The 10,697-nt window shown below is 73.7% G+C and carries 10 protein-coding genes; 4 read left to right on the top strand and 6 right to left on the bottom strand.

All coding sequences use genetic code 11. The features are described from left to right. Positions 1-285: 285 nt before the first annotated feature. On the top strand, positions 286-828 hold the full coding sequence (locus AB0912_RS09670) for a DUF6314 family protein (RefSeq protein ID WP_366697500.1): 543 nt from the start codon (positions 286-288) through the stop codon (positions 826-828). Between the two features lie 15 nt (positions 829-843). Here the strand turns inward: AB0912_RS09670 and AB0912_RS09665 are convergent, their stop codons facing one another. Both AB0912_RS09665 and AB0912_RS09660 read right to left on the bottom strand, forming a co-directional pair. Then, positions 844-1,437: a histidine phosphatase family protein gene (locus AB0912_RS09665; RefSeq protein WP_366697498.1), complete on the bottom strand. Its 594-nt coding sequence runs from the start codon at positions 1,435-1,437 to the stop codon at positions 844-846. 187 nt (positions 1,438-1,624) lie between these two features. Next, positions 1,625-3,061: a PLP-dependent aminotransferase family protein gene (locus AB0912_RS09660; RefSeq protein ID WP_366697496.1), complete on the bottom strand. Its 1,437-nt coding sequence runs from the start codon at positions 3,059-3,061 to the stop codon at positions 1,625-1,627. Here AB0912_RS09660 and AB0912_RS09655 point away from each other — a divergent pair. Continuing rightward, entirely contained in the window at positions 3,060-4,097 is a 1,038-nt protein-coding gene (locus tag AB0912_RS09655) for a DMT family transporter (protein WP_366697494.1), read from the top strand. The genes AB0912_RS09660 and AB0912_RS09655 overlap by 2 nt on opposite strands. An 87-nt stretch (positions 4,098-4,184) precedes the next feature. Here AB0912_RS09655 and AB0912_RS09650 read toward each other — a convergent pair whose 3' ends face one another. Further along, entirely contained in the window at positions 4,185-5,420 is a 1,236-nt protein-coding gene (locus AB0912_RS09650; RefSeq protein WP_366697492.1) for a family 10 glycosylhydrolase, read from the bottom strand. Between the two features lie 168 nt (positions 5,421-5,588). Between AB0912_RS09650 and AB0912_RS09645 the strand changes: the two genes are divergently transcribed. Together AB0912_RS09645 and AB0912_RS09640 are read left to right on the top strand one after the other, a co-directional pair. Further along, a complete protein-coding gene (locus tag AB0912_RS09645; RefSeq protein WP_366697490.1) occupies positions 5,589-6,452 on the top strand; it encodes a 3-hydroxybutyryl-CoA dehydrogenase in 864 nt (287 codons plus the stop codon). Between the two features lie 191 nt (positions 6,453-6,643). Further along, on the top strand, positions 6,644-6,901 hold the full coding sequence (locus AB0912_RS09640; protein ID WP_366697488.1) for a hypothetical protein: 258 nt from the start codon (positions 6,644-6,646) through the stop codon (positions 6,899-6,901). A gap of 29 nt (positions 6,902-6,930) precedes the next feature. On the opposite strand, the gene AB0912_RS09635 is transcribed toward AB0912_RS09640, so the two are convergent. From AB0912_RS09635 to AB0912_RS09625, 3 genes are all read right to left on the bottom strand, one after another. Continuing rightward, a complete protein-coding gene (locus AB0912_RS09635; RefSeq protein WP_366697486.1) occupies positions 6,931-7,476 on the bottom strand; it encodes an NUDIX domain-containing protein in 546 nt (181 codons plus the stop codon). Positions 7,477-7,664: 188 nt separating this feature from the next. Continuing rightward, on the bottom strand, positions 7,665-9,005 hold the full coding sequence (locus AB0912_RS09630; protein WP_366697484.1) for a transcriptional regulator: 1,341 nt from the start codon (positions 9,003-9,005) through the stop codon (positions 7,665-7,667). A 466-nt stretch (positions 9,006-9,471) separates the two neighbouring features. Next, positions 9,472-10,692, bottom strand: a complete 1,221-nt coding sequence (locus tag AB0912_RS09625; protein ID WP_366697482.1) for a PP2C family protein-serine/threonine phosphatase — start codon at positions 10,690-10,692, stop codon at positions 9,472-9,474. Positions 10,693-10,697: the final 5 nt, after the last annotated feature.

Here is a 10,697-nt window from a genome sequence, read left to right as displayed (position 1 = left end):
ACCGCGGCTGACGGCGGCTGACGGCGGCTGACGGCGGCTGACGGCGGCTGACGGCGGCTGACGGCGGCTGACGGCGGCTGACGGCGGCTGACGGCGGCTGACGGCGGCTGACGGCGGCTGACGGCGGCTGACGGCCGAGAACACCACTGACAGCCGGAGTCGCGCTCCCGGCCGGCCAGGAGCCCTCCGATGGCACCGCCGCCTCGTGATCCGCGGGGCCCCGGCAGAATGGGAGACGGCGGCGGCACGGACAGGGGCCGTGGACGGGACGGAGAGCGGGTCGGTATGGGCGAGTTCTGGCCGGTGCGGGACACGCTGACGTATCTCGCCGGGACCTGGCAGGTGCGCCGCACGGTCCGGGACCTCGCGGACGGCGCGGAGGGCCGCTTCACCGGCACGACGCTCTTCGGGCCGCTGCCCGAGGACGGGCCCCCGCTCCCGGACGGTGAACTGCCGTCGCAGGGCGCCGATACGGGCCCCTCGCTCGCCGCCTCCCCGGCACCGTCTGCCGGCGCCGGGCTCCTGCACCACGAGTCGGGCACGTTCGTGTGGCACGGGGTCGCCCGGCCCGCCGAGCGGACCCTGCGGTTCCTGCCGGGGCAGGGGGCGGGCAGCGTTCTCGTACGGTTCTCCGACGGCCGCCCGTTCCACGACCTGGACCTCGCGACCGGCCGGTACGTCGCCGACCACCCCTGCTCGGCGGACCTGTACCGGGGGGAGTTCACGGTCCGGGACGAGGACCACTGGCGGACCGTCTGGCGGGTCCGGGGACCGGCGAAGGACCTGGTGCTCACCACCGACTACACGCGCGGGCGCCGGACAAACTGACCTCAGACACTGACCTCAGACGCGCGGGACCTGGGTGAAGGACGGGTCGAAGCGCAGGCTCCAGCGGCCCGCGCGGCCGGTCACCGCTATCGCCGACAGCGGCCGGACGTCGATGTTCCAGTAGGTGGCGGGCGGCGCCTTCAGGGCGTAGACCAACGCGGCCCGTACGACGGCCGGTTCGGCGACCGCGACGATGCTGCCGCCGTCGTCGACGGGCCGGGTGTCGAGCCAGGAGCCGACCCGGCCGATGAAGGACAGCAGGGACTCCCCGCCGTGCGGAGTGGAGCGCGGGTCGGCCAGCCAGGCGTCCACCGCGTCGGGTTCGCGGGCCATCGCCTCGCCGAGCGTGAAGCCGCGCCAGCGGCCCATGTCGCAGTCGCGCAGGGCGAGCTGGACCAGCGGCGCGTAGCCGAGGGCGTCGCCGGTCGCCCGGCTGCGGGGCGTCGGCGAGCAGTAGCGCAGTTCCGCCGCCGCGAGGGGCACGAGATCGTTGGCGGCGCGCAGCACTTCTTCCCAGCCGGCCTGGTCCAGCGGCCGGTCGTCCTCGAAGCGTTCCGCGAGCAGCGAGGAGCTGCGCGCGGCGGCGACGAACGTGACCCGAAGATGCATGGCCAGATGGTGGAACGCGGGACTCCGCAGGTCAATAGGGGTTACTCAGGGTGTCCGAAAGTTCACCGGAGCCGTCGTCCCACCCTGTGGGCACGCTGTCCGAACCCTCGGAGAACGCTCTCGTCACCGGGTGTCCGGCCGGGAGGAACCGAGCAATCCGCGGGGCGGACCATCGAGCGGCGGTGGTTCAGATCCGGACTTCCTCGTACGCCGCTCGAAGCCTGCGCACCCCCTCGGTGATCTCCTCCGTCCCGGCCACCGCCGCGAAGCTCAACCGGACGTGGGCGGCGGGTGGTTCGGCGCTGAAGTAGGGGCGGCCGGGGGCGACGGCGACGCCCGCGCGCAGGGCGGCGGCGACGAGCGCGGCCTCGTCGGTGCCGTCGGGCAGTCGGACCCAGAGGTGGTAGCCGCCGAACGGGACGTGCGGCAGGGCGAGTTCGGGAAGCCGCAGCCGCAGCGCGGCGGTCATGGCGTCGCGGCGCGTCTTCAACTCGGCGGACACGGTGCGCAGATGGCGGGGCCAGGCGGCCGACCCGATGAGTTCGAGCGCGGCTTCCTGGAGCGGGCGCGGCACGAAGAAGGTGTCGACGACCTGGATCGCGCGGAGCCGTTCGAGGACCGGGCCGCGGGCCGCGAGCGCGCTCACCCGGAAGCTCGGCGAGGTCGCCTTGGTGAGGGAGCCGACGTGCACGACCACGCCGTCCTGGTCCTCGGCGGCCAGCGGACGCGGCAGCGGGCCCGCGTCGGCGTGCACGAGCCGGCGTACGAAGTCGTCCTCGACCACGAACGCTCCGGCGTCCCGCGCGATGCGCAGCACCTCGGCGCGGCGCGCGGGCGCGAGCACGGCGCCGGTGGGGTTCTGGAACAGCGGCTGGCAGACGAAGACCCGTGCCCCGGTCGCCCGGAAGGCGTCCGCGAGCAGGCCGGGCCTCACCCCGTCGGGGTCCACCGGGACCGGGACGGGTCGCAGGCCCGCGGCCCGCGCGATGGCCAGCATGCCCGGATAGGTGGGCGACTCGACCAGCACGGGTGCGCCGGGCGGCGCGAGGGCGCGCAGCGCGGTCGTCAGGGCGGACTGGCCGCCCGCCGTGACCAGCACCTCGGCGGCACCGACCGCTCCGCCGATCCCCCGCGCGAACCACTCGCGCAACTCCGGCAGCCCTTCCATCGGTGGGCGGGACCACGCGCCGGGGCGGCGGCCGGCCCGGGAGAGGGCGGCGCCCATGGCCCGCTCCGGCTGGAGGGAGGGGTGAAGGTAGCCGCCGTTGAACTCGACCACCCCGGGCGGCGGGGCGGCGAGCGACGCGAGGACTCCGGAGGCGTCGACGGTGCGGGGCGCGGGTTCGGCGGCGGCGTCCGCGCTGAGCGTGACCTCCTGCCAGGAGGTGTCCCCGCCGGCCGGGACGGCGGTCCGGGGCTCCGCGCGGAAGGCGCCCGCTCCGGGCCGGGTGACCACGAGCCCCTCGGCGGCCAGCTGGGCGAGGGCCCGCGACACGGTCACGGGACTCACGCGGTACCGCTCGACGAGCGCCCGGCTCGACGGCAGCTTTCCACCGGGCGAGTAGCGGTCCAGCTCCTGTCGCAGCCGGTTCGCCAGGTCCCCTACGCTGCTACGCTCTTGCATGAGAGCAGAGAGTAGCGCTATCGAGCCGACCGGGATAGCGGTCAGCAGCGGCACCGAACCCACCGGAGCAATGACCGGCGCCGCCACCGCGTCCACCCCGACCGGCCCACCTGCCCCTGAGACCGAGACCCCCGGCTCCCCGTCCGGCGTCCGCGCGCCGGGTGGCCCGTCCCGGACGGACCGCCGGGCCGGCACGCTGCAAGCGGTCCTCGGCGTCATCGCCTTCTCCCTCACTTTCCCCGCCACCGCCTGGGGCCTGGAGGGCTTCGGCCCCTGGTCCCTGGTGGCCGTGCGCTGTGTCCTCGCCGCGGCCATCGCGGGCGGCTGCCTTCTCGCGCTGCGGGTCCCCGTGCCGGCCCGCCGGCATCTGGCGGGCATCGCCGTGGTCGCAGCCGGTGTCGTCCTCGGTTTCCCGCTGCTGACGACGCTCGCGCTCCGTACGTCGACCACCGCGCACGCGGCCGTCGTCGTCGGGCTGCTGCCGCTGACGACGGCGCTGTTCTCGGCGCTCCGCACCGGGGCGCGCCCCTCGCGGATGTTCTGGCTGGCGGCCTGCGCGGGCGCGACCGCCGTGATCGCGTTCACCGTGCGGCAGAGCGGCGGCGCCCTGACCGGCGCCGACGCCTATCTCTTCGGCGCGCTGCTGATCTGCGCGGCGGGCTACACGGAGGGCGGCAGGCTCGCCCGGGTGATGCCGGGCTGGCAGGTCATCGGCTGGGCGCTGGTCCTGTGTCTGCCGCTCAGCGTGCCGGGCGCGCTGCTGGCACTCTCGTACGAGCCGGTACACCTGACCGCGCACAGTGTGGCGGGGGTGCTGTGGGTCGCGGCCGGTTCGCAGTTCCTCGGTCTGGTCGTCTGGTACCGGGGGATGGCGTCGATCGGGATTCCCAAGGCCAGCCAGTTGCAGCTCGCCCAGCCGCTGCTCACGCTGGTGTGGTCGGTGCTGCTGCTCGGCGAACATCTGACCCCGGCCGCCCCGCTGACCGCCGCCGCCGTACTGGTGTGCATCGCGCTGACCCAGCGGTCACGCGGCTGACCGGCGGGACGATCCGGGGGGGCAGCCGGTGCGCGGCGGCCGGCGGAACCCGGAGAACGGACCAGGACCGTCCCGCGGACCCCGGGGTCAGCGCAGGGGTGTAGCCCGCGCCCCATAGTGCTCGGCGACCACCCGGGCGAACGCGCCCACGCGGTCCTCGGCGATCTCCGTGGCCGCGAAGAAGACGTGCCCGCCGACCTCGGGGAACCCGGCGGCGAGGGTGAGGTGGCGGGACAGCTCGGCCGGGTCCTGCCAGGGCGCGGGCTGCCCCGCCGCGCCGGCCTTGTACAGCGCCTCCCCCACGTACAGCCGGACGCCCGTGCCCCGGGCGACCCGCGCCCACCAGGGCAGCAGTTCCGCGTAGTCGGCGGCGGCGAAGCCGATGTGCCAGTACAACTGCGGGCAGATGTAGTCGATCCAGTGCTCCCGGACCCACTTGCGGGTGTCGGCGTACAGGTCGTCGTACGTCTGGACGCCGGCCTTGGTCGGTGAACCGGCCGGGTCGGTCGCGGCGTTGCGCCAGACGCCGAAGGGGCTGATCCCGAAGGGGACGCCGGGGCGGGTCTCGCGGATGCCCGCCGCCATCTCCAGCACCAGCCTGTCGATGTTGTGGCGCCGCCAGGCGGCCCGGTCCGGGAAGTCGGCGCCGTACTCCTCGTAGGCGGCGGTGTCGTCGAACTCCTCGCCGGCCACCGGATAGGGATAGAAGTAGTCGTCCCAGTGCACGCCGTCGACCGCGTACCGGCCGACCGCGTCGAGCATCGCCGTGCGGACGAACGCGCGGACCTGTGGCAGCCCGGGGTTGTAGTAGAGCTTCCCGCCGTACGGGACGACCCACTCGGGGTGGAGACGCGCCGGATGGGTGGCGGCCAGCCGGCTGGGGTCCGGCTGCCCCGAGACGCGGTAGGGGTTGAACCAGGCGTGCAGTTCTAGTCCGCGCGCGTGCGCCTCCCGTACCGCCGTGCCCAGCGGGTCCCAGCCGGGGTCCTGGCCCTGGACACCGGTCAGGTACTGCGACCACGGCTCGTACGGCGAGGGCCACAGGGCGTCGGCGGCCGGACGGACCTGGAAGAACACGGTGTTCAGTCCCAGCCGGGCGGCCCGGTCGAGATGGGCGAGGAGTTCGGCGCGCTGCTCGGCCGCGCTCAGCCCGGTCCGGGAGGGCCAGTCGCGGTGCGAGGCGGTCGCGAGCCACATCCCGCGCAGGGCACGCGCCGCTCTGGGCCTGCGAGCCGGGGCCGCCGCCGCGTCTCCGGCCGCGCCCAGTCCCGTGAGGGTGGCCAGCGCCGCCGCCGCGAACGCCCGGCGTGGCAGTCGCCCCATGTCCGTACCCCCTACGCAGTGGATCCGCCCGGTCACGGATCGTCCCGCCGCCCAGCATGCCCGACCCCGGCGATCGATCATCGATACTTGGCGGTAACGTGCACGGTCGGAGCAGGCGCCCGACAACGGAGGTCTGCCAGGCTCGTGCGGATCAGCGAAGGGGACGATGTGACCGACATCGAACGCGTCGGAGTGGTGGGCTGCGGCCAGATGGGGGCGGGCATCGCCGAGGTGTGCGCCCGCGCCGGCCTGGACGTCAAGGTCGCGGAGACCACCGGCGAGGCCCTGGAGATCGGCCGGACACGGCTCTTCAACTCCCTCTCCAAGGCCGCGGGCCGAGGCAAGATCTCCGAAGAGGAGCTGGCGGCCACCCAGAACCGGCTGACGTTCACCACGGACCTCGGCGAGTTCGCCGACCGCGACCTGGTGATCGAGGCCGTCGTGGAGAACGAGCAGGTGAAGACCGAGATCTTCCAGGTGCTCGACCAGGTGGTGACCCGGCCTGACGCGATCCTCGCCTCCAACACCTCCTCGATCCCGCTGGTCAAGCTGGCGGTCGCCACCTCGCGCCCCGACCAGGTCATCGGCATCCACTTCTTCAACCCGGCCCCGGTCCAGCAGCTCGTGGAGCTGGTCCCGGCGCTGACCACCTCCGAGGGCACCATCGGCCGGGCCCAGCTCTTCGCCGAGAAGGCGCTCGGCAAGCACACGATCCGCGCCCAGGACCGCTCCGGCTTCGTGGTGAACGCGCTGCTGATCCCGTATCTGCTGTCCGCGATCCGGATGTTCGAGTCGGGCATCGCGAGCCGCGAGGACATCGACAACGGCATGGAGATGGGCTGCGCCCACCCGATGGGCCCGCTGAAGCTGTCCGACCTGATCGGCCTCGACACGGTCGCCTCGGTCGCCTTCAGCATGTACGAGGAGTACAAGGAGCCGCTGTACGCCGCTCCCCCGCTGCTCCAGCGCATGGTCGACGCCGGCCGCCTGGGCCGGAAGTCGGGCTCCGGGTTCTACACCTACGGTCAGTGACGACAGGCCGTCGGCGGGCGGCATGAGCGCGGGCCCGGCACCCTTTCGCGGTGCCGGGCCCGCGCCGTTCACACGGAGTGTGCGCGCCGGGCCCGCATATGCCCCGCGCACACGCTCCCCACGCGTCCACCAGGCGAGTTGACTTTCCGTGCGCACGCAAGGGATTTCCGACTACGGAAAGGAGCGGACTCGTGACCGCCGACTCCGAGCATCCCGTGGCACCGAAGGAACTCGCCGAGTTACGCCGGTCCCTCGAAGTGGGGTTCACCCGCATCGAGGGAGGACTGGCACTGCTCACCCAGCGCGACGACCAGACGGCCAAGGATCTCGACGACCTCAGCACACGGATCGTCGCCCTGGAGCACACCCGCTGGCCGCTGCCCACCGTGTCCGTCGTCGCGGCCGTCGGAGCACTGGCCGTGACGGTCTGGCAGGCCCTGGGCCACTAGAGCCATGGGCGCACCGGGGCGGGGCCCGGTCAGGGCAACGTGTCCTGTCCGAGCCGGAGATGGTGCAGGAGCAGCAGCGCGGCAGCCATGTTGGCGGCCGGGACCTCACCGCGGGCGACCAGGTCGGGGACGACCTTCAGGGGGACCCACTCCCGGCGGTCGGACTCGAAGTCGTCCACGGGGTGCCCGATGTACTCCCCTTCGTCGGCCCAGTAGATGTGGTGCCGGGCATCGGTGAGTCCGTTCGAGGGCTCGACGCTCATCAGATGCCGCAGGGGTCCCGGCCGCCAGCCGGTCTCCTCCTCCAGTTCACGGGCCGCCGCGGCGACGACGTCCTCGCCGTCCTCGACCACGCCGGCCGGCAGTTCCCAGCCCCAGCTGTCGGTGATGAAGCGGTGCCGCCACAGGAGCAGTACCTCGTTGGCCTCGTTCACCACCGTGGCCACGGCGACGGGCCGCAGCCGTATCAGGAAGTGGTCGAGATGCCGCCCGTCCGGCAGGCGCACATCAGCGAGGTTGACGCTGAACCAGCGGTTTTCATACACAGTTTGTTCGTTCTGTTTCGTCCACTGCACAGTTCTGCCACCTTCCGCTAAGTAAGTGGCAATATCGCAGCAGGAGCGTCCTGGCAGCAGACTCACGGCGGTCGGGTGGCGTGCGGTGACGGTGAAGACGGTGTGCCACAACGGTGGCGAGGGAGCCGGACGGACACACCCGGCACGGCCCGTCGGCGGACCGCGCCGACAGCGGTACTACAGCGGTACTAAAGCGGTACGCGCAGTGCGCCGTCGATGAGTTCAGCGGCCTGGGTCGTCCCCGCGCAGCCGCTGCGCACCAGGTGTTCGCGTACCGCCCGGAGTCTGTCGCGCAGCCGCTGGGACTCCATCCCCCGTGCCTGCTCGGCCATTTGGACCGCGGTCTCCACCGCTTTGTCGGCGTTGCCCTGGCGCAGCTCGATCTGGCTGAGCATGGCGAGCCGGTGCACCCGCCCCCGGTCGTGCGCGGGATTGTCGACGGCCGCCGCCGCGTGCTCGGCCGCCGCCACCAGGTCACCGAGGCTGAGCAGCGCCTCCGCCACCTGTACGTTGACCAGTCCCGGCTGGACATAGCCGGTCTCGTCCGGCTCGTAACCGCGCCGGATGCGCTCGGCGGCCTGTTCGGCACGCCGGATGCAGGACAGCGCGCTGCTGCCGTCGCCGAGGTGTGCGTACGCCTTGGCCTGCATCGCGTAGAGGTCGGAGGCGAGCGCCGGTGTGATGTGCCGGCCCGCGGCGCGCAGCGCGGCCTCCGCGAAGGCGACCGCCTGCCGGTACTCCCGCATGAACAGCGACTGGTTGACCAGCAGAGCTATCACGTACGCGCCAAGTCCCCGGTCGCCGCTGGCCTTCGCGAGGCGCAGGGCCTGGTGGAAGTAGCGCTGGGCGAGGCCGTGCGCGTCGGAGTCGTAGGCGCAGATACCGGCGATCGCGACCAACCCGCCGGTGGCGCGGTGGAGTTGGCGTCCTGTGGCGTCGGGGTAGCTGCCGCGCAGCAGGGGCGCGGTCTCGGAGTTGAGGAAGCCGACGATGCGGGTGCGGGTCGCGATGCCGCCGGCCTTGCGGTACATCTGCTCGTAGTGCGCGCGGGCCGCCCGCAGCATCTCGATGTCGGCCATGCTGACCTGGTGGCGGCCGCCCCGGGAGACGTCCACGTCCTCCGGCGGGTTCTCCCACTCCCAGACAGGCATCACGGCGGGCGTGCCGGTGACGGCCGGCGCGCCGAGGAGGTGCGGGCGCTGCTGCTCGTCGGAGCGCCACAGGGCGGTGGCGCGCTCCACGAAGCCGGAGAGCGAGGTGGCGTGCGGGGCGGCCGGCTCGCCGGGCAGTCCGAGGCCGATGTCGTCCAGCGTGACGGGCCGGTGCAGGCGTGCCGCGAGGACCTCGCAGATCAGGTCGGGCACCTGGCCGCGCGGGCGCTGGCCCTTCAACCACCGCGCCACGGCCGTGTGTTCGTAGCGCAGGGCGAGACCGCGGGCCCGCCCCGCCTGGTTGACGTGGGCGGCGAGTCCCGCGTGCGAGATGCCCGCCTCGTCGAGGATCGCGTCAAGCAGGGTGTTGGGCTGCATGGAAGGCCCCCCGGGGTGGCTCGTGGCCGACGGCGCCGATCGTCCTCTTCGGCGGCCGGCGGCGCCAGTCAGCGTAGCGAGTCCGTTTCACACGGGGTGTGAAGCGAATACCCGTGATCGGGGGGTGTGCGCGCTGTCGCGGAGCGTCGCGGGCCGGTTGACTGAGCTGTCTCGCAAGAGGCCGGCCGGGCCGCCGGCTCCCCCTCGTACAGTGCGGCGGCCCGTTTCGCGCCGTCCGCCCGGCTGCCTGCCCGACACTCCGTGGCGGGGCGGACGGCCGCCGTCGGCATCTCAGAGACAGGCGTGACGGACGGGGCCCGTTCGGGCCCCGCGCGGGGCGGGCGCGGAGGCTGGGCCGCCGGGCGTGTGTCGTCCGGGGGGGGTCCGTTGCCGGGCCCGTGACGTCCGGGGGGTCCGATGCCGGGCCCGTGTCCTCCGGGGGGTCCGATAGGACCTCGTCGCCCGGTCAGCGCGGGGCATGGCGCGCGGTGTCGGGGCTCTGGCGGAGCGGGACGCGGCTGCGGTCGTTGTGCAGCACCAGCAGGGCCACGTCGTCGGCGGGCCGGCCGCCGCTGTGCCGCAGCAGCCCCGCCAGGACCGCCCGCAGGACCGCCTCGGGTACGACCGGCCGGTCACGGACGGCCTCCGCGAGGGCGGGCAGCAGCGGGAAGAACCGGCCGCGGGCGTCCCGGGCGTCCTCGACCCCGTCCGTGTGCAGGAAGAGCCCTTCGCCGGGCAGGAGTTGGCCGCAGGGCTCGGCCGGCAGTCCCGCCGGGAGCGGGAACGGCCCGAGCGGAGGCAGGGGTTCGGCGCCCGCGAGCTGCGCGACCCGGCCGGGACCGAGCAGATACGGCCACGGGTGACCGCAGTTGAGGGCGTACACCGTGCCGTCGGGGTGGATCTCCAGCAGCAGGATGGTGACGAAGTCCTCGGCGACGGGGCTGTCCGGATCGAGCCCGGACGGGCCAGGGCCGGCCGGCACGGAGCTGGACGAGCCAGGGCCGGACGCGACAGGGCCCGATGAGAGGGGGTCGGAGCGGGCCCGCTCGCGCAGATGCCGTGCGAGGGCGCGGTCGAGTCTCCTGAGGACACCGCCGAGTTCGGGTTCGTCGTGCGCGGCCTCGCGGAAGCTGCCGAGGACGGCGGCGACGGTCCCGATGGCGCCGAGTCCGTGCCCGCGGACGTCGCCGATGACGACCCGCACGCCGTGCTCGGTGGCGATCACCTCGTACAGATCGCCTCCGACGACGGCCTCGCGTTCGGCGGACAGCTGCGTCGCCGCGATGCCGAGCCCCTCGATGCGCGGTGGCAACGGCCGCAGCAGCACGCTCTGGGCGGCGCCCGCGATCTTGCGGACCTGCCGCAGTTCGCGTAACAGCACCGTCCTGACGTGCACCACGAGACCGGTGCCGACGGCGAAGAAGACGGCGCTCGTGGCGATACGCGCGCCCACGCCGTCCTGCTGCGCGAGCGGACAGGCCATCCGGTACGAGATCGCCAGCGCGCCCCAGGCGGTCGGCAGCCCGAGGCTCAGCGCCCGGCGCAGCGGCGTCCGGTCGGAGGCGCGGGCGAACCCCACGCGCAGCCGGCCGCGCCGGCGCACTGCCTCCTGGACCGGGCGGACCGGCTCCCGTCCGTGTGTCCGGGGCCTCGCCCGGCGGGGAACCCCAGCCTTGATACGGATCATGCCGA

The sequence above is a fragment of the Streptomyces sp. NPDC007084 genome, from assembly GCF_040703595.1.
Classification (GTDB): Bacteria; Actinomycetota; Actinomycetes; order Streptomycetales; family Streptomycetaceae; genus Streptomyces.
This window is presented reverse-complemented; position numbering and strand designations above follow the sequence as displayed.

Coding starts and splice junctions, on each gene's coding strand:
- AB0912_RS09670 (WP_366697500.1), top strand. CDS start 286: ATGGGCGAGTTCTGGCCGGTGCGGGACACGCTGACGTATCTCGCCGGG.
- AB0912_RS09665 (WP_366697498.1), bottom strand. CDS start 1,437: ATGCATCTTCGGGTCACGTTCGTCGCCGCCGCGCGCAGCTCCTCGCTG.
- AB0912_RS09655 (WP_366697494.1), top strand. CDS start 3,060: ATGAGAGCAGAGAGTAGCGCTATCGAGCCGACCGGGATAGCGGTCAGC.
- AB0912_RS09660 (WP_366697496.1), bottom strand. CDS start 3,061: ATGCAAGAGCGTAGCAGCGTAGGGGACCTGGCGAACCGGCTGCGACAG.
- AB0912_RS09650 (WP_366697492.1), bottom strand. CDS start 5,420: ATGGGGCGACTGCCACGCCGGGCGTTCGCGGCGGCGGCGCTGGCCACC.
- AB0912_RS09630 (WP_366697484.1), bottom strand. CDS start 9,005: ATGCAGCCCAACACCCTGCTTGACGCGATCCTCGACGAGGCGGGCATC.
- AB0912_RS09625 (WP_366697482.1), bottom strand. CDS start 10,692: ATGATCCGTATCAAGGCTGGGGTTCCCCGCCGGGCGAGGCCCCGGACA.